The sequence below is a fragment of the Limosilactobacillus sp. genome, assembly GCF_041859915.1.
In the GTDB taxonomy this organism is placed as follows: domain Bacteria; phylum Bacillota; class Bacilli; order Lactobacillales; family Lactobacillaceae; genus Limosilactobacillus.
Genome location: NZ_JBFLGB010000038.1, coordinates 1 through 16,663, shown reverse-complemented (window position 1 = coordinate 16,663; position 16,663 = coordinate 1). Strand labels below are relative to the sequence as shown.

The 16,663-nt window shown below is 43.1% G+C and carries 17 protein-coding genes, 1 pseudogene and 1 riboswitch; of the genes and pseudogenes, 10 read left to right on the top strand and 8 right to left on the bottom strand.

Going from position 1 to position 16,663, the window contains the following annotated elements; all coding sequences use genetic code 11:
• Window positions 1–1,303: LTA synthase family protein (locus ACEYV4_RS06345; protein ID WP_373842504.1), on the top strand; the 1,303-nt coding region annotated here is incomplete at its 5' end.
• Window positions 1,304–1,488: 185 nt separating this feature from the next.
• Here the strand turns inward: ACEYV4_RS06345 and ACEYV4_RS06340 are convergent.
• Window positions 1,489–2,031, bottom strand: coding sequence for a L,D-transpeptidase (locus ACEYV4_RS06340; RefSeq protein WP_373842505.1), 543 nt, complete (start codon window positions 2,029–2,031; stop codon window positions 1,489–1,491).
• Window positions 2,032–2,228: 197 nt separating this feature from the next.
• On the bottom strand, window positions 2,229–3,230 hold the full coding sequence (locus ACEYV4_RS06335; protein ID WP_373842503.1) for an NAD(P)/FAD-dependent oxidoreductase: 1,002 nt from the start codon (window positions 3,228–3,230) through the stop codon (window positions 2,229–2,231).
• A gap of 175 nt (window positions 3,231–3,405) precedes the next feature.
• Between ACEYV4_RS06335 and ACEYV4_RS06330 the strand changes: the two genes are divergently transcribed.
• Window positions 3,406–4,368 (top strand): nucleoside hydrolase, encoded by a 963-nt coding sequence (locus ACEYV4_RS06330; protein ID WP_373842502.1) that lies wholly within the window; start codon window positions 3,406–3,408, stop codon window positions 4,366–4,368.
• Window positions 4,369–4,459: 91 nt separating this feature from the next.
• Here ACEYV4_RS06330 and ACEYV4_RS06325 read toward each other — a convergent pair whose 3' ends face one another.
• Together ACEYV4_RS06325 and ACEYV4_RS06320 are read right to left on the bottom strand one after the other, a co-directional pair.
• On the bottom strand, window positions 4,460–4,966 hold the full coding sequence (locus tag ACEYV4_RS06325; RefSeq protein WP_373842501.1) for a TetR/AcrR family transcriptional regulator: 507 nt from the start codon (window positions 4,964–4,966) through the stop codon (window positions 4,460–4,462).
• 10 nt (window positions 4,967–4,976) lie between these two features.
• Window positions 4,977–5,762: a sulfite exporter TauE/SafE family protein gene (locus ACEYV4_RS06320; RefSeq protein WP_373842500.1), complete on the bottom strand. Its 786-nt coding sequence runs from the start codon at window positions 5,760–5,762 to the stop codon at window positions 4,977–4,979.
• Window positions 5,763–5,880: 118 nt separating this feature from the next.
• A riboswitch (TPP riboswitch) is annotated at window positions 5,881–5,970 on the top strand.
• Between the two features lie 96 nt (window positions 5,971–6,066).
• Here ACEYV4_RS06320 and ACEYV4_RS06315 point away from each other — a divergent pair.
• The 5 genes from ACEYV4_RS06315 to ACEYV4_RS06295 are packed head-to-tail and all read left to right on the top strand — an operon-like array spanning window position 6,067 to window position 11,109.
• Complete coding sequence (locus ACEYV4_RS06315) at window positions 6,067–6,627, top strand: ECF transporter S component (protein ID WP_373842499.1); 561 nt, start codon at window positions 6,067–6,069, stop codon at window positions 6,625–6,627.
• 4 nt (window positions 6,628–6,631) lie between these two features.
• Window positions 6,632–8,038: an ATP-binding cassette domain-containing protein gene (locus tag ACEYV4_RS06310; RefSeq protein WP_373842498.1), complete on the top strand. Its 1,407-nt coding sequence runs from the start codon at window positions 6,632–6,634 to the stop codon at window positions 8,036–8,038.
• On the top strand, window positions 8,031–8,687 hold the full coding sequence (locus ACEYV4_RS06305; protein WP_373842497.1) for an energy-coupling factor transporter transmembrane protein EcfT: 657 nt from the start codon (window positions 8,031–8,033) through the stop codon (window positions 8,685–8,687). The genes ACEYV4_RS06310 and ACEYV4_RS06305 overlap by 8 nt, the downstream gene beginning before the upstream one ends.
• A 39-nt stretch (window positions 8,688–8,726) precedes the next feature.
• Window positions 8,727–9,065: a DUF4870 domain-containing protein gene (locus tag ACEYV4_RS06300; protein ID WP_373842496.1), complete on the top strand. Its 339-nt coding sequence runs from the start codon at window positions 8,727–8,729 to the stop codon at window positions 9,063–9,065.
• A gap of 58 nt (window positions 9,066–9,123) precedes the next feature.
• Window positions 9,124–11,109: a cation:proton antiporter gene (locus tag ACEYV4_RS06295; RefSeq protein ID WP_373842495.1), complete on the top strand. Its 1,986-nt coding sequence runs from the start codon at window positions 9,124–9,126 to the stop codon at window positions 11,107–11,109.
• A gap of 98 nt (window positions 11,110–11,207) precedes the next feature.
• Here ACEYV4_RS06295 and ACEYV4_RS06290 read toward each other — a convergent pair whose 3' ends face one another.
• The gene (locus ACEYV4_RS06290) at window positions 11,208–12,173 is read right to left on the bottom strand and encodes an alpha/beta hydrolase (RefSeq protein WP_373842494.1); all 966 of its coding nucleotides are present in this window, start codon (window positions 12,171–12,173) and stop codon (window positions 11,208–11,210) included.
• A 136-nt stretch (window positions 12,174–12,309) separates the two neighbouring features.
• Between ACEYV4_RS06290 and ACEYV4_RS06285 the strand changes: the two genes are divergently transcribed.
• From ACEYV4_RS06285 to ACEYV4_RS06275, 3 genes are all read left to right on the top strand, one after another.
• Window positions 12,310–12,723: a helix-turn-helix domain-containing protein gene (locus ACEYV4_RS06285; RefSeq protein ID WP_373842493.1), complete on the top strand. Its 414-nt coding sequence runs from the start codon at window positions 12,310–12,312 to the stop codon at window positions 12,721–12,723.
• An 11-nt stretch (window positions 12,724–12,734) separates the two neighbouring features.
• A complete protein-coding gene (locus tag ACEYV4_RS06280; RefSeq protein WP_373842492.1) occupies window positions 12,735–13,592 on the top strand; it encodes an SAM-dependent methyltransferase in 858 nt (285 codons plus the stop codon).
• A 154-nt stretch (window positions 13,593–13,746) separates the two neighbouring features.
• Window positions 13,747–14,913, top strand: coding sequence for an MFS transporter (locus ACEYV4_RS06275; RefSeq protein ID WP_373842491.1), 1,167 nt, complete (start codon window positions 13,747–13,749; stop codon window positions 14,911–14,913).
• Between the two features lie 230 nt (window positions 14,914–15,143).
• On the opposite strand, the gene ACEYV4_RS06270 is transcribed toward ACEYV4_RS06275, so the two are convergent.
• The 3 genes and pseudogenes from ACEYV4_RS06270 to ACEYV4_RS06260 all read right to left on the bottom strand — a co-directional run.
• Window positions 15,144–15,602, bottom strand: coding sequence for a hypothetical protein (locus ACEYV4_RS06270; protein ID WP_373842490.1), 459 nt, complete (start codon window positions 15,600–15,602; stop codon window positions 15,144–15,146).
• Complete coding sequence (locus tag ACEYV4_RS06265; protein ID WP_373842489.1) at window positions 15,583–16,008, bottom strand: hypothetical protein; 426 nt, start codon at window positions 16,006–16,008, stop codon at window positions 15,583–15,585. The genes ACEYV4_RS06270 and ACEYV4_RS06265 overlap by 20 nt, the downstream gene beginning before the upstream one ends.
• Before the next feature lie 87 nt (window positions 16,009–16,095).
• A pseudogene (locus tag ACEYV4_RS06260) lies at window positions 16,096–16,581 on the bottom strand (lipoate protein ligase C-terminal domain-containing protein); the annotation flags it as partial.
• Window positions 16,582–16,663: the final 82 nt, after the last annotated feature.

The window sequence follows — 16,663 nt, the reverse complement described above, 5'->3', positions numbered from 1 at the left end:
CCTGAACTCCTTATACCACGGCAAAGACACCTATGCCTTTGATAACTTCTTCCACCAGGTCGGGCAAGGAAAAACTTCTGATGCCGAAAACATGCTGGAAACCAGTACCTATGGTCTACCACAAGGATCGTTATTTGCTACATTGGGCAGCGATAACACCTTCCAAGGTGCACCAGCCATCCTAAATCAACGGGCAGGTTACACCAGTGCGGTCTTCCATGGTAACGTTGCTAGCTTCTGGAACCGGAATAACGTTTATAAGAACCTCGGCTACCAGTATTTCTTCGATGCCAGCTACTATGACACCTCTGGTGATAAATCCACTGGCTATGGATTAAAAGATAAACTGCTGTTCAAAGACTCGATCAAGTACTTGCAGACTCTTCAGCAACCGTTTTATGTTAAATATTTAACGGTTACCAACCACTTCCCATATGATCTTGATGATGAGGATAAAGACCCCAATTTCCAAACAACTAATACCGGGGATTCAAACGTTGATAACTATTTTGTAACGGCTCACTACCTTGATCAGTCATTACAGGAATTTTTCAACTATCTTAAAAAGTCGGGCGTTTACAATAACTCCATCATCATGATTTACGGTGACCACTATGGCATTTCAAACAGTGAGAATACCTCGTTAGCTAGTGTGCTTGGTAAAAGCAGTGATGATTGGAATGATTTCGACAATGCTCAGCTCCAGCGGGTACCATTGATGTTTGTCATTCCTGATGCTGGCAATCACGGCCATATTATTCATACCTATGGTGGTGAAATTGACGTCTTGCCAACTCTTCTTCACCTATTGGGAATCTCGTCTAAACGCTATATTCAATTTGGTACCGACCTATTCTCCAGCCAACATAGTCAAGTGGTCCCATTTCGCAATCAAGACTTTATGACTCCGCATTACACGGTAGTCAATAACGTCGTGTATGATAACCATACCGGTAAACCGGCTAAATTGACTAAGCAACAACGTGAAAAGATCAAGCGTGATCACCGATTAGTCAATACTGAACTAAGCCTTTCTGATTCACTCAACGAAAAGAACCTGCTTCGCTTCTATCATCCGAAAGGCTTTAAAGCAGTTAAACCGGCTGATTACAACTACTCTAATGGCCTGAAGCGGGCCGAAAAGATTGAGAAGCAGAGGGGAAATAAATCCACCAGTATCTACTCCGAGAATAATAATCAATCTACCGAAAACGATTATAGTACCGATGCGCCAGAGCAGAATCATTCCTCAACCGATTCAAATCGGATTAAGATCACTAATCCCGATGCCAATAATAAATAATGAACTACAAGGGTCTGGTAAGGAAGAATATTCCTTACCAGACCCCCTTGATCTATTTCCCGGGAAATAATCGCCTAGGCAAAAATAAGGGCATGTCGTGCAAATTGCATGGCTATGCCCTTATTTTTTAACAATTAAATCTTAGTTGTTATTCGCTACAAGTATTGAACAAGTTGTTTTTAAGCTTAACCGTGAATAACTACTTTAGTGCCAACTGGCAAGTTTTGCTCCATCCACCGGGCATCCGGTACGGATAGACGAATGCAACCGTGAGAGCCCTGTGTCTTGCCTAATTTAGCTGCTTCGGCCGGGATGTAATTACCCTTGGCATCGACCGGAACACTGTGAAAAAGATATTGGCCATGGTCATGCCAAGAAACATAGTAGTTAGCTCCCACATGAACCTGCGGATTAAAGAAGTGATCACCACGGTCCTGTTGAACATAGAAGGTCCCGGTTGGTGTAGCACTCTTCATCTTACCGGTTTGCTTATCTTTTTCGTAAACCCCACCACAGCTGTACATGGTATAAATAAGTTTATTGCCATCATAAAGGTAAGTGCGGTTCCCTTTTAAGTCAACTTTGATCCAAAGATTTTTGACCGTCTTCAGATTGGGATAAAGAACCGTTTCGGATGATTTACGCCAGTTAATTGGTGTTCGCATATGACTGCTCTGCTGAGTTGCCGCATGAATGCTAACTCCAGAAGCAAATGGGATAACAGCCAATACAATCGTTAATAAACAAATAATGCCATAAATTAAATGCTTCGTTTTTTGGCTCAATTTTCTCTCTTCCTTTGTTTATAAGAAATTTGATGTTTCATAAAACAACATCACTATCTTATATTAGAAGCTATTAAGATTCAACGAAAACCCAGTTACAAAAAATAACGCAATCAGTAAAACCGACTGCGCCATCATGCTTACTTTTGTTTAATATGCATTGAAGAACTGTGCATTGCCATCTGTTTATTCGGATATAATCGTTTGGCCAGAGCGGTAACGGCCGTTGGTGCTTCGCCAAAGGCCGTTGCAATCAAAGGTACCTTGCCAGGATAAGTTGCCCCGTCCCCGATTGCATAGACACCTGGAATATTAGTCTGCATTGTTGAATCTACTTTAATCAGGCGGCGTTCGCTTGCCAGATCCAATGACCACCGTGTTAGGGCAGCGTTATTAGATGTAAAGCCAAAGTTAACCACCAGTTGATCCACTGTTAAAGCATCTTCCTCAGAACTACGCATCTTTTTCAAGCCAATCGTTACCGCACCATTATTCGTCACGCTTAGACTCTTCGGTAAATATGGAGTTACTGTTTTGACGTTTGATCGTTTTAATCGCGAAACTGTATGTTCAAGCCCCCGAAAATTATCTCGTCGGTGCACTAAATAGACCTGCTTAGCAACTGGTTCCAGCATTAGAGCGGTATCAATAGCCGAATCACCACCGCCAAAAACCGCAACCCGTTGACCCGCAAAATCGGCTTTATGCCTGACAAAATAATGCAATTGATGACCTACCAACTGGTCAGCACCATTTAGAGCCAAGCGTCGTGGGGTAAACGCTCCATTTCCTAAAGCAATAATAACCGCCTTAGAATGAGAAATCCGACCAGCAGACTTAATAGTAAAGGAACCATCCGCTTCCCTGATCACATCAGTAACGGTTTCATTCACAAATTGGTCCACTGGTGCAATTTTTAACTGACTGGTTAAATGCTTAACCAGTTCTTGGCCACTCACTCCTGGCAAACCAGCCACATCCCAAATCTGCTTTTCTGGGTACAGCGCGGCTACCTGTCCACCTAACTGTGGCAAGCTTTCAATCAGTTGAGCACGCAGTTCATGCAAGCCACAGTAAAACGCAGCAAACATTCCCGCAGGACCGCCACCAACAATGGTAACGTCATATTGTGATTTATTCATCAAGCATAACCTTCCTCCATTAATACTGTTGTTAATCATTATAGCATTTCAAAAATAATTAAATTATTTTTGAAGCGCTAACATTTTTAACGTTTTACCTATTGTGTTTACTAGAAAACTAATTTATTATTAAAAGTGTAAATAAAACTTTAGTTAATCTTTGGAGGGACTAAATATGGCTAAAAAGAAAATGATTCTTGACTTGGATACCGGGGTTGATGACTCTTTGGCAATCGCCTATGCACTAGCAGCTCCAGAAGTTGATCTAATTGGAATTGTTAGTTCATATGGTAACAACCTACTTGACGTTTGTGCTCAAAACAGTCTGAAGCTACTAGAACTGTTGGGTCACACTGATATCCCGGTTTACAAGGGCCTGCCACACTCTTCCATGAGTGACCACTTCGATGTAATGCAGGTTTCCAAGGATATTCACGGAAACAACGGAATTGGTGAAGTCCAATTGCCCGACCCACAACGGAGCGTGGAAAAGGAATCCGGGGTTGACTTCTACATTGATGCCGCTCATAAGTATGGCAAGGACTTAATCATCATCCCAACTGGTCCAATGACCAACCTGGCCGCTGCCCTCGATAAAGATCCTGAAATTGCCCACTTAATCGGTAACGTTACCTTTATGGGTGGCGCCTTGACGGTCGAAGGAAATGTTACTCCGGTTGCCGAAGCTAATATTAACCAGGACCCTAAGGCTGCCAACGAAGTGCTGACTTCTGACCTACCATTAACCATGGTTGGCCTAGATGTTACCCTACGGACGCTATTAACCAAGAAAGAAACCAAGCAATGGCGTGACTTAGGCACTAAAGCCGGAAAAGCTTATGCTGATATTACTGACTTCTATATTGATGCCTACTACAACCTTGACATTGATAAGCATGGCTGTGCTATCCACGATCCACTGGCAGTTGGTGTCGGAATTGACCCATCCTTTGTCACAACACTTAGCCTCTTCGTTAAATGTGTTTACGAAGATGGTCCTTACTACGCCCGGATTATTGGTGACAATTCTAAATTGAATGATCCAAATCCTAACGTTAAGGTTGCTATTAACGTTGACAAGGATCGTTACCTGAAGACCTTTATGGATCACTTAACTAACCTATTCAAGCAACACTAATTTTTATTAATTAGCGAGAATAATATATAGGCCTCCAAAGCTCAGATAAGCTAAGCTTTGGAGGTCATTTATTTTAAATTGTATTCTCTTATCAATTTACCAAGTATTGCAATAATTTTTTTAACCGTACCAACGCTTGGGTTTGTTTATCCGGAGCAAGCAAACACTCCTTAATCGTAGCATGACAAAGTATCATTACCGCCCACTCGGTATCAGTTTGTGGTGGTTGAATTTGTTGGGGTGGAAGAAGTCCTTCATTGGTTAAAAAGTGATTACGGATAAAGTGATAATAAGGGCTCTCATGAACCCGGTTCACAAACTGAGTCACCATTTGATAATAATCCATGGCAGTAAAATGCTGACTAGTCTGGTTTAACGGCACGTGAATTACTGTCAAAACTTCTCTTAACAAATAGAGATAAGCAGCTTTCAGGTCTGGGAAATACTTATAAAAGGCTCCTCGTGAAATGCCAGCATCCTTAATAATTCGGGCTACTTCTGCCTCAGCTAAACTATGCCGGCTGAATTCGTTCAAAAGTGCGATCTTAATTCGCTGTTTCTTCGCCGTTTTCAAGTTATTAAAGGTTGAACTTGGCATTAAGGCCACCTCACATTACATTCCGAATCACTAAGGAAACGGCTAACACTAGTGCTCCAATACCGACGATGACCTGCATCAATCGTCCTGGCAAATGTCGAACAATAATCGGTCCTAAAATTCCGCCCAAAATATTACCAATAAAGAGCGGAATCACATAATTCCAATGAATTCCAGCCTCAAAGAAAAAGATGATTGCTGCCATCGTGTTGGTAGCGGTCATAGTAACATTTTTCAAGGCATTATTAATAGCAAAAGATTGCTGTCGGTTCACCACCGTTAAAAGAGTCAACATCATTACTCCAGCGCCAGAATTAAAGTAGCCGGCATACAAGCCAACCAGAAAGATGCCAACCCATGCCAAGACGCGGTGGAAACGGGAATGACTAAGGGCTTGAGTATTTTTAGCTAGGTTTGAATGCGCTTGTTGAGCACGGTGGGGAAAGAGCAAGATAATTCCAGCGATACCAATACAGAAGGGAACCAGATCTTGGAAGAACTTTCCAGGAATGGTGAATAATAAGACCGCCCCAATAACTGATCCGATTAAAACCACGGGAACCATTAACCACATCTGTTTACGATTGTTTTTTAATTCCCGAGCGGAAGCGAAGACCGAACTATAACCGGAAGCGACGGTCGAATAGCTACTAGTCACGTTGGCAATTACTGGCGGCAGTCCCATTGCCAGTAATGACGGGTAGGAAATCAATGAGGCCAACCCTGCCGCAGCACTAGTAATCCCGGCACAAATTCCAACAATAATTAATAAGATAAACGAAGTGATTACTGACATATTACTTTCTCCAATCTTTCAACTAACATCGTTTATTATAAGCGTCCTAGCTTCTTTTGCATAATCCTAATTGATTTGAACTTTATGACTAATTCTTGTATGATAAGTAATGAGATTAATACGATGTCTGGGGTGCCGAATGGCTGAGATAATACCCATTGAACCTGAACTGGATAATACCAGCGGAGGGAGATTCGGTAATTAATTAATAAAACAAGCGTGCCCCACAATGGATGTTCACTGTGGAGCATTTTTGTTTACCTTGACCGCCTTAATCTAATTCATTTTAAGGAGTCGTTTTACGATGCAAAAAAGAAGTTTTCACTTACGCGATATTATTTTGTTAGCACTGATCGGGATTATCTTCGGGGTAATCTACTATGCTGCTAGCTTCATCTACAATGGACTAACTGTCCTCCTAACACCTGTCGGCTACGGTCCAATGGCTAATGATATTACCATGGGGATCTGGTGCATGGCCGGTCCGCTTGCCGGCTTCCTTTTCCGTCTCCCCGGAGCTTCCTTCCTTGGCGAGTTCCTTGGTGCAGCTATTGAATCCTTCCTTGGCGACCAATGGGGAGCTGCCAACCTGATTTCCGGAGCTGTTCAGGGTCTTGGAACCGAATTAGGCTTTACATTTACTCTCTATAAGCTTTACAACTGGCTAACAATGGTAATCGTTGCGTTGACGACGACTATTATTACTTTTGCTTGGGATTGGTTCCGAAACGGTTACGGTCATTTTGCCGGGCAAATGTTAATTATTCTCTTTATCGCCCGCTTTATTTCAATTTTTCTCTTCTCCGGAGTGCTTAACAAGTTGATCATCAACCTGCTGGAACGGGCTCACGCTATCAAGAGGTAGTATTATGACGGCTATTCAGATTAACCAGCTTAGCTTTCACTTTGAACACCAGCGACCAATTATTGAACAAATGACCGGGAATTTCCCGCTAGGCCAAAGTTCACTATTAACTGGTCCTTCTGGTTGTGGCAAATCAACCTTACTACGTTTAATTGCGGGCTTATTACCCAAATACGGTGGGACTATCACTAACGGTCAGATTATCGTGCCTAAGGTTGCCAACCAGCCACAACGAATTGGTATGCTTTTTCAAGATCCCGCGATGCAATTTGCTATGGACACACCCCGCCACGAACTAGAATTTACTCTTGAAAATTGTCAAGTGACACCCACCGAGATGCCGAAACGAATTGATACCGCTGCCTCTTTTTGTCACGTCACCAATTTATTAAACCGACGCACCACTACCCTTTCCGGCGGCCAACAGCAGCGGGTTGCCCTGGCCGTCGTCATGGCGATGCATCCCCAAATATTATTACTAGATGAACCATTTGCTAGTATCGATGAAAAGAACCGGCAATTCCTCATTGCTCGTTTAACTGAGTGGCAAAGCCGCACCGGTAACACTTTAATTATCACTGATCACGACTGTCATGGCTATTCACCACTTCATCCCCGCGTCTACCAATTCACCCACAAACAACTGAAGCTGTTTACTCTAGCGGCGGGACACCAACTGATTACTAACGCTGATCAAATGGCACAACCACCCCTACCGGTTACTATCCCCCGTGCTGATGTCCCGGCAGCCCTTTATCTTCACCACCTCACCATCAAACGAGGTCACAACCGGTTGATCCGGGATGCTAACCTCCCAATTGTTAAAAATAAAATCACCCTACTCACCGGTGCTAATGGAACTGGTAAATCAACCCTTTTCAAAGCCTTAACCCAATTAATTCCTTACCGGGGAACGATTAATTACGGTAAGCAAAATATTAAGCAGCTAGCTGCCAATAAATACCACCAGCAGGTTGGCTTAGTTTTCCAACACGCTAACGACCAATTTCTTAATGTGACGGTCAGTGAAGAACTGGCGCTCAGTGCCCAGCATTGTCACCAGTCATTATTAACGGCCAAACACCTGCCAACAGTCCTAAAAGAATTAGGCTTAGCTGGGATGGAGGACCGAGTTGTTTATTCACTAAGTGGTGGCCAGCGGAAAAAGCTTCAATTACTGGTCATGCTGATGATTGGCCACCCGGTTCTCCTATTAGATGAACCCTTTACCGGTCTTGATCATCATTCTCTTGCCATTGTGTTAAAGCTACTCAAGCGTTGTCAAGAAGCACTGCCACAAACCATTGTGATAATCAGTCACCAGTTAACCAAGCTTGATCAAATTGTGGACTATCACCTGCAATTAGTCGATCACCAACTAACCTACGAGGGGGCCAAGGCCAATGCATAATCCAAGCTTAAAACTGTTTTTAGTAATCATTGTGGCCCTTGAAATCACCTTTACTACCCGTCTTTATCCCAACATAATAATCATCGCGTTAGCCTTAGCCTACCTGCTTTATCACCACGTCCAGCTTCGTCATCTCACATGGCTGTTACTAATTACAGCTATTCCGGCTCTTGCCATCTTTACCACCATTGCTTTCTTTAGTCCACAACATAGTGTTTACTTTGGCCTGGTTTTAGTTACCCGGATTTATGTCTACGTCACTGCTGGTTCTGCCGTCAGCCTGACAACTAGTCCCCTCCAGCTGGCTCGTTCACTCGAACAAAATTGCCACTTGCCAAGCAAGTTCGCCTATGGGGTATTGGCGGCTCTCAACCTCTTACCCAAGATTCAGCAAGAGGTTAAAACTATTCGGATCGCTGGTCAACTGCGCGGCGTGACCTTGCATTGGTGGTCACCAACCCTTTACTTTAAGGCAATCTTAGCCGCTAGTCAGTGGGCAGATCAATTAGCCCAGGCGATGGAAAGCCACGGTTTTGTCGAAGGAGCATCCCGAACGGCTGTCCGGACAATCGTCATTACTAAGCAAGACTGGTTTTCCTTCATTGGAAGCTTAGTACTAGTTCAAATAATTGTTATTGCACTTTCCTAACCATTCAGGCATAATAAAGAAAAAGAAGGGAACTGAGTTATGTCAAATAATGTAACGACTAGAATTGTGAATGCCCTTTCCTACCTAAGCATTCTCTTTTTACCGGTCATCTTTCCATTGATCGTCTGGGTAGTTGCCCGTGCTAGTGACGATCCCACAATCACTAAGAATGCTCGCAAAGCTTTCTGGTCACAAATTTTTCCACTTTTCTACATCATCTTTGCCATCCTTGTGATGAGTATTACGGTATTGAACAATGCGACTATCCATGCCGGGGCCATCGGCGGTATCCTACTTACCTTGGCTCTTTTGATTGCATTATTACTTTTTATCTACAATATCGCAATGGGTGTCAAAATGCTGCTTGGTCGTGAATAATTCCAACCGTCCCGTAGAATTTACGGGACGGTTGTTTTATATTTTAAGGTGATTATCTATGGATTTAATATTAGGAACACTACTACTCTTAGCCACCGTGATGGCTGCAAATGTTATTCATCTCATTTATCCTCAGATACCACTTTCAATCTATCAAATTCTCGCCGGCATTTTATTAGCTAGTTTACCAACAACAGCTACCAACTTTACTATGCATCCCGAACTTTTCATGATGGTTATCATTGCACCATTAATGTTTAATGATGGCCAAAACCAATCTTTCCGTTATCTTTCCCAAAATATTCGGTCAATCTTTTCTATTGCTATTCTTTTATCTTTAGTAACAGTTATTTTAGCAGGCATCATTTTGCATATAATTATGCCCTATGTCTTCCCACTAACCCTAGCCTTTGTCCTAGCTGCAATTATTACACCAACCGATGCTGTGGCTGTTAAATCATTAACTACTAATGTCACCATGCCAGAAAATGTTGGTGGCGCTTTAGAATATGAATCATTGTTCAACGATGCTTCGGGAATTGTTTTACTTGACCTAGCATTAACAGCCTATCAATCCGGTCAATTCTCCATTAGTCATGGCTTATGGATTTTTACCTATGTTTTCTTTGGCGGAATCGTCTTTGGAGCCATTCTTGGAATTATCCTCATTCGGCTAAGAACTTACCTAATGCGTGATCACGTGGATATTGGTTCGATTGTCATCCCCATCAACATTATGACACCGGTAGTAATTTATTGGCTGGCAGAAAGACTCCACCTATCTGGAATCCTGGCTGTAGTAGCTGCCGGAATTGTCCATTCTATTCTTTATGACCGGCTCCGTCTTACTTCAACCAAGGTCCAAATTGCCACTACTACTATCTGGACGATTATTAGTGATGCGTTAAACGGACTGGTCTTTGTTCTCCTAGGAGTTCTTTTACCTCAAGTATTACGACGAACCACTTTCGTCAGCTTAGCCCGCTTAGCAGGGATCGCTTTGTTACTTTACTTAATCATGACTACAATGCGCTTTCTTTGGGTACGCTGGCAATTTATTCACATCGGGTCCACACGGCATAATCTTAACCGAGATAGCCTGTTAATGGCGATTGGTGGAATTCACGGAACCATTACCCTTTCATTAGCTTTTTCACTTCCGGTAATGGTCAATCACCATTTTTTTGCCTTCCGTAACCCAATAATTCTAATTGCGGCTGCCGTGATTCTCATTAGTATACTTGTTGGTGCCACCGCCTATCCATTGCTCCTGCCAGCTAAGACACGGCAATATAGTCAAAAGGAGTTTCACCATCACTTAACAGCAACTGTCCGATATGCTATTAGCCAGCTTCGCGAGCATGATGCCAACCCACGTGAAAAAGCTGTCGTCATTGACCAACTCAGTACTCAGCTAAACCAATACCATCAGTTCAACCAACAACGTTATCAACGACTAATGAGTGCTGCCCGCCAGGTTGAATTGAAAGCTCTCGATCGACTCAATACGAGTAACATCATTACTGATCAAGAAGCCAATTTTTATGTCCGTTTCTTCAGTCGATCGCTCTTCCGTTCTAGTCAACATGGATTATGGGAATACATTCGTTTGCTACGGCACCAAATTAAATGGCATCGACTGCGGCACCAACACTTTCAGCATCACCTAGCCGTTAATCCACGCTTAGTTAACAGTCCCCATGATCGTCGCCAACTTGCTAAACACCACCGTCAAATTATTCTTAAGATTCTCAAAGTTACTAGTAAAGCGGTAAACGAATATTTACATAAGGCAGAAACGCCGGAGAATGTTAACGAAATTGCTTTAGTCCGGCGTGCTTATCTTCAACAGCAACGGCTCTTTACTCAAGGTCAGGAATTAGATGGAGACACTATTACTAGTTTGTTCATTGATGCTTTTCAATATGAACACAGTTATGTTCAGGAATGTCTAGCAGCTGGCAAATTAAGCCAAGCCCTTGCTAATGCCCTTAACGAGCAAATTTCTACTGACGAACTTGTCTATATTCAATCATTAGACTAAATGAACACAAATAGACCTCCAGAGCTTGATTTACCCCGAGCCCTGGAGGCCATTTAACATATCAATAATTCGTATTTTATTTTAAAAAAATTACACTATTATTTAATATATTTGTCCAAAAACGCCGCAATCCGCTGGGGATATTCATGAGGATAATGAGCATACGAAGCCGCGTGGCCAGCTTTTGGTGCTATCCAGAGCTCCCGTGGCCCCCGAGTAGCCGCATAATTCTGGTAGACCATCCGAGTTGGTACAAAGCGGTCGTTGCCCCCATGGATAAAGAGCATTGGTCGATGGTTACGATGAAGCATGGTCAATGCACTAGCCTGGCCAGTAAAGAAACCATTCCGAACCCGGTTGATACCACTGAGAACGGCAATTAACGGGCCACGGATAAGCTTAGGCAAGTGGTAAAGGTGACCCGCTTCGTAATTTAGTTCCGCATTTAAGCTTGTATAACCACAATCTTCCACAAAGGCTTTGACTTGTCGTGGTAATCGAATTCCACTGGTCATCATGGTAGTAGCTCCACCCATGCTGGTCCCAAAGATCACAATTTGACTGGCAGCACCATTACGTTTGATCAACTTGGTAGTCCATTTACGAACATCGTAACGTTCCGGCCACCCATACCCAATATACTTACCCTGACTCTGACCCTGAGCTCGGGCATCAGGCATGAGGACATTGTAACCCAAGTGATGAAACAACGCCGCATACTCACCCATCTTTTCTTTTTGCCCCATAAAGCCGTGCAGAATAATAACATTTCGGGTGGTCGTCCGATTCGCCGGAAGATAGTCGGCCACTAACCGGTAATGACCACCAGCGGATTCCATCGTCCATCTTTGCTTATCGGCGCCCTTAAACCACATTTTTTGTCGATATAACGGGTCTGATCGACTGATTTTAGTAGAATTATTGATAAAAGATTTATGGCTTGGCACCATCGCTACATTGAAGAAATAGGCCCCAGCCGCCAAAGTGGCTACCACAACCAGTACAATGATACCAGCCAGCCACCTGCAAACTAGGTGACGCTTTTTAAGTACTTTAGTATTCAAAATTAGTTAACCCCATGTCGTATTTTAAATAATTGGCCTCAGTCTAGCACACTTTCCGTGGTTTTGCATATCCTTTTTTCCTGCCAAAGCGGTTGAGCAATGGTAAAATAAAAAGGTACAGTAAGGAAGTGAGTAAATGTTTCCAGAAAGATTGCGTGCTTTACGGAAGGGCCAAAAGATTACTTTAAAAGAGCTTGCCCAACACCTTAATGAAAACTTGGGACCAGATGAAAAGCCCAACACTGCTTCCCAAATTGGCAATTGGGAGCGGGGCATCCGAACACCGTCATACATTGAGGCGCGAAAATTAGCCGAATTCTTTGACGTTAGTCTTGATTATTTGACTGGTAAGACCGATCGTAATGATTACGACCTCGCCAAGCTCTTTTTCTCTGACCGCAACCTCTTATTTAATAACACCGTCCTATCAAGCGATGACCGTTACGAAATCTTCCAGTTGATTGATGGTTACTTAAAGGGACGTAATAATCGTCATGATACTGACAAATTTTATGGCAAACAAGAACAATTAAATTTGAAATTAAAGTAAGGGGAAATGCAATGAATCCAAAGAAACTGAGAAAACTAAAGAAACGGGTCAAGAAAGCCCAACATACGGTTCACCAATCTCCTTATATTGCTGAACTAACCCGGGATCGAGAACTCTTTAGCGATTTTCCACCGGTTGTTTATCTCATCAATAATGCCTTAGAGAGCGACCGTCTACTGAAAGCTGGTTTACTGCCACAACCACTACCAACAATGTTGTTGCCAAATGATACCCAAGATACAATCTTTAAGAAAGTTAATCAGCAATACTCCCAGAAAGATCCTCGTGGTGACCGTCTATGGAACAAATATAGCGAAGAACTGCCTAAACTTGACCGTGCCTTACGAAATTTTCGGGATTACTTGGAAGATACCTATGGCATGTGGTCCTACGTCAATTCTGCTTTTGCTAATGCTCTTGCAAAATACCTTGATAATGCCCCAGTTTTAGAAATCATGGCGGGCAATGGTTATATTTCTAAAGGGTTACGTAATAATAATCCTCACGAACGAATCTACACCACCGACAGTCAGGCTTGGGTCAAGGAAAATGAAACTGGTAAGCACCCGGTCACTAAGGTGGAAAAACTCGCTGCGCTTGATGCTATCAAGAAATATGGTCACCAGGTCGATTACGTTATTATGTCCTGGGCTCCGGATAAAGGTGAAGCAGATTGGCAAGTCTTGCAATTGTTACGTCATGACTATCCCGACATTAAATTATTAGTCATTGGTGAAAAAAATGGCGCTACCAATTCTAAAAAGTTCTGGCAAGAAGCTCATCTCAGCCAGGATAAAGACTTGCAAAAAGTAAACATCCAATTGCACACCTTTGACTTAATTGATGAACAAATTTACTTAGCAAAGTAAACAATTAATAAAGAAATGGCCAGTACTTCAACAAATTTGAAATACTGGCCATTTTTTACTAGTAATATTAGGTCAAGTTGTATACACTATTATGAGTTTGAAATTTTAAAGAAAGGAAGATCGACGGTTAGCTTTTCTGTCGACGGTGAACACTATGAAATATCGCCTGCAAGCTATTCTCTTTGTTTTTGTTGCTTTCATGCTTGGCTGTAATGAATACACGATCGTGGGGGTTCTTCCCGACATTGCTCATGAATATCATGATTCATTATCCGCGCTCGGACTCTTGGTAACGGTTTTTGCCTTGATTTACGCCATCTTTACCCCGCTTATTACCTCCTTGGCTAACCGGTGGCGGCGACACCATGTTCTCTTAGCCTTGATGGTAGTATTCTTCATTGGCAACACCTGGTCGGCTCTTGCCATGAATTACGTCTCCCTCTTGCTTTCAAGAATCTTAACGGCCACGGTTGCCGGGGCAATTATCTCCCTTGTCTTGGTCATGGCCAGCTTTGTTGCGCCGCGGGAAAAACGAGCTAGTCTTGTGTCATGGGTTTTCGCCGGTTTCAGCATTGCTTCAGTCATCGGCATTCCAATTGGAACAATCATCAGTACCCATTTTTCTTGGCACGACAGTTTCTGGATGATTACCGCCCTTACCATCCTGGTTTTCATTGGACTAGTATGGTTGGTGCCCAGAGATACCCCGCAATTCAAGAGTACCCTTAGCAAGCAATTTGCCCTTTTGAAGGATAGTCGAATCATCCTCGGAGTAATCTTTATTGTTGCAATTTGTGCGGCCGATTACACAATTTATACCTATATCCGTCCTTTAATCACCAACGAAATGGGTTTTGATAACACCTGGCTAAATTGGCTGCTATTCGGAATGGGAATCTTCTTTATTATTGGTAACAAATTTGGCGGTTTCTTGGCTGACCATGGCGGGATTCACCGTCTCGGCAATATTTACATCGTAATGACGATCCTTTATCTGGCCTTTGGTCCCCTTTTAAACTTCAAATGGCTTGCCATTCTGGTTGTGGCCCTTCTTTGTGTAGCCTTCTCCTGTTATGGTTCCTCTACTCAGCTGATGTTCTTAGACATTGCCGAAAGAGAGTATCCCCAATCCTTGGACCTCGCTTCCTCACTCAATTCCATTTTTGCTAACATTGGTATCTCCCTAGGCTCCTTGACCGCTTCCACGGCTGTCCAATTTACCTCAATGCACAATCTCGGTTATGTTGGCTCCATCTACGGAATCCTAGCAACCGTCCTCGTTTTGATCCTCAGTCGCAAATACACCCGAATGCAATATTAATCTTAATCAAAAAAGCGCACTGTCTTAAACGACAGTGCGCTTTTAGTGTATTGATACTATCTCAGGACCACCGATGATGTCCACTTCACCAGCATCCAGGCACCCCACAATCCGGTGGGTTAACGTGCCCCACAATCGAAAAAGTAGATGGCAGCAATTTGGGTTGCTACCAGACCTCTCGACTCATCGCAATTTTTATTGTATAGCATCCATCTAAGCAAAGCAAGTTTTTAGGACCGAGCCTCCATCACATCTGCTAGGTGTTGAGCCACCCACTGTTGTGTCTTGGTTACTAAATTGGCCATATTGCCGGACTGGTCCGTCTCATTTGCCAGTTCATCAATCCGCAGGCCTGACTTATTGACATCAGCATTCTCCATCACTAGGTAAAGATTAACCGGATAAGCCGGGCCCTTGTCCAATAATTTAGGATCTAATCGTTCGGCCTCAGCCATCGGTACATTGATCAAATTAGTCTCTAAACGACAGCTAACCGGATCTCCCTTTTTCATCTTAACGCTCATTAAATATTGGCCAAGATAGCCCTTATCCAATTGGTCAAGCACAAATTTAATGGCCGCCTTCAAGGTAGTCTTTTGTTGGGCTTGGGCTGCGGTCTTAGTGACCGTTGAACTCTGGACCTGATCATCGGCCAACAGCTTTAAGTAATTATCGACCGTTATCTTCATTTTTCTTTGCCTTCTTCATTAATTGTTCAATTCGCATTTCTGTATATTCATGCCGCTGCTTAACCCCATAATAAATGCCAGCAGCACCAAGGAGAATTCCGGCAACCCCTAGTGCCTCCACAAATAAGCCATAGGCACTGGTCCGTGGTCGTACCATCTCAAAGGCCGCCAAACTAGCGATGGCAAAATAGAGATTGATAAAAATCGTGGCGTAACCACAGAAACGCATTTTAACTAAGGCTAAGCCATCCACAATCCCCGCTAAGACCACAAAAAGCAATAGGCGTGGCCAAGCACTAATTGCTGCCAATGACTGCCCATGCTGAATAAACATGATAGCATCCAGAACTAAGGCCACTATCGCTGCCACGGAGGTCACGGCAATAACTTTATCAGAATTTTTCATGAATTAATCTCACTTTCTTATAGTAAAATAGGACTACCGCCATTCAGGTGATAGTCCTATTTTACTAGATATCTATATAAAGCTCAATTATGCCAGAAGGTCTGCAATCTGGTCGGTTGGAATTCCAGTAATGTATTGTTGGGTATTGGCATCATCCAAAACCTTCTTAATGGCATCATGGTCATACTTAACACCCTTCAGCTTATTGGCCAGTTCGGTAACATCTTCTGGGCCGAAGAAATCACCATAGAACTTGATGTTTTGAATGACCCCATTCTTAACGTTAATCCGGGCATCAATTGTCCCCATGTCAAAGTGCTTACGCCGCTTCGTTGTAAATTCGGGGTTTTTGCCATAAACCCAGTCCCAGTTGTTGTAATATTGCTGGTAAATCTTATCGATTGCTTTCTGGTCTTCTGGCGTTACGACATATTGCTTGTCCTTAATCTTGTCTAAGCTGTCAACATGGAAGAGGCCCTTAATCAGGTCATCCCGGAAGGTTGGGACATCAATATCTTGGTATTCCTTGCTCAGGTATGGCCGCAGGTTAGTAACCCGAGCACGAACGGACTTACGGCTGGAAATTTGGGCTCGCCACCTCGGTTTTCCCATCCGCCTGGTAAACAGTTACCCCGCGGCCCAGACACATTTCGGG

What these genes read in the sequence shown, in the direction of transcription:
- ACEYV4_RS06285 (WP_373842493.1), top strand. Translation starts at nt 12,310, where the DNA reads ATGTTTCCAGAAAGATTGCGTGCTTTACGGAAGGGCCAAAAGATTACT.
- ACEYV4_RS06310 (WP_373842498.1), top strand. Translation starts at nt 6,632, where the DNA reads ATGACGGCTATTCAGATTAACCAGCTTAGCTTTCACTTTGAACACCAG.
- ACEYV4_RS06330 (WP_373842502.1), top strand. Translation starts at nt 3,406, where the DNA reads ATGGCTAAAAAGAAAATGATTCTTGACTTGGATACCGGGGTTGATGAC.
- ACEYV4_RS06295 (WP_373842495.1), top strand. Translation starts at nt 9,124, where the DNA reads ATGGATTTAATATTAGGAACACTACTACTCTTAGCCACCGTGATGGCT.
- ACEYV4_RS06320 (WP_373842500.1), bottom strand. Translation starts at nt 5,762, where the DNA reads ATGTCAGTAATCACTTCGTTTATCTTATTAATTATTGTTGGAATTTGT.
- ACEYV4_RS06315 (WP_373842499.1), top strand. Translation starts at nt 6,067, where the DNA reads ATGCAAAAAAGAAGTTTTCACTTACGCGATATTATTTTGTTAGCACTG.
- ACEYV4_RS06275 (WP_373842491.1), top strand. Translation starts at nt 13,747, where the DNA reads ATGAAATATCGCCTGCAAGCTATTCTCTTTGTTTTTGTTGCTTTCATG.
- ACEYV4_RS06270 (WP_373842490.1), bottom strand. Translation starts at nt 15,602, where the DNA reads ATGAAGATAACGGTCGATAATTACTTAAAGCTGTTGGCCGATGATCAG.
- ACEYV4_RS06300 (WP_373842496.1), top strand. Translation starts at nt 8,727, where the DNA reads ATGTCAAATAATGTAACGACTAGAATTGTGAATGCCCTTTCCTACCTA.
- ACEYV4_RS06335 (WP_373842503.1), bottom strand. Translation starts at nt 3,230, where the DNA reads ATGAATAAATCACAATATGACGTTACCATTGTTGGTGGCGGTCCTGCG.
- ACEYV4_RS06280 (WP_373842492.1), top strand. Translation starts at nt 12,735, where the DNA reads ATGAATCCAAAGAAACTGAGAAAACTAAAGAAACGGGTCAAGAAAGCC.
- ACEYV4_RS06305 (WP_373842497.1), top strand. Translation starts at nt 8,031, where the DNA reads ATGCATAATCCAAGCTTAAAACTGTTTTTAGTAATCATTGTGGCCCTT.
- ACEYV4_RS06325 (WP_373842501.1), bottom strand. Translation starts at nt 4,966, where the DNA reads ATGCCAAGTTCAACCTTTAATAACTTGAAAACGGCGAAGAAACAGCGA.
- ACEYV4_RS06265 (WP_373842489.1), bottom strand. Translation starts at nt 16,008, where the DNA reads ATGAAAAATTCTGATAAAGTTATTGCCGTGACCTCCGTGGCAGCGATA.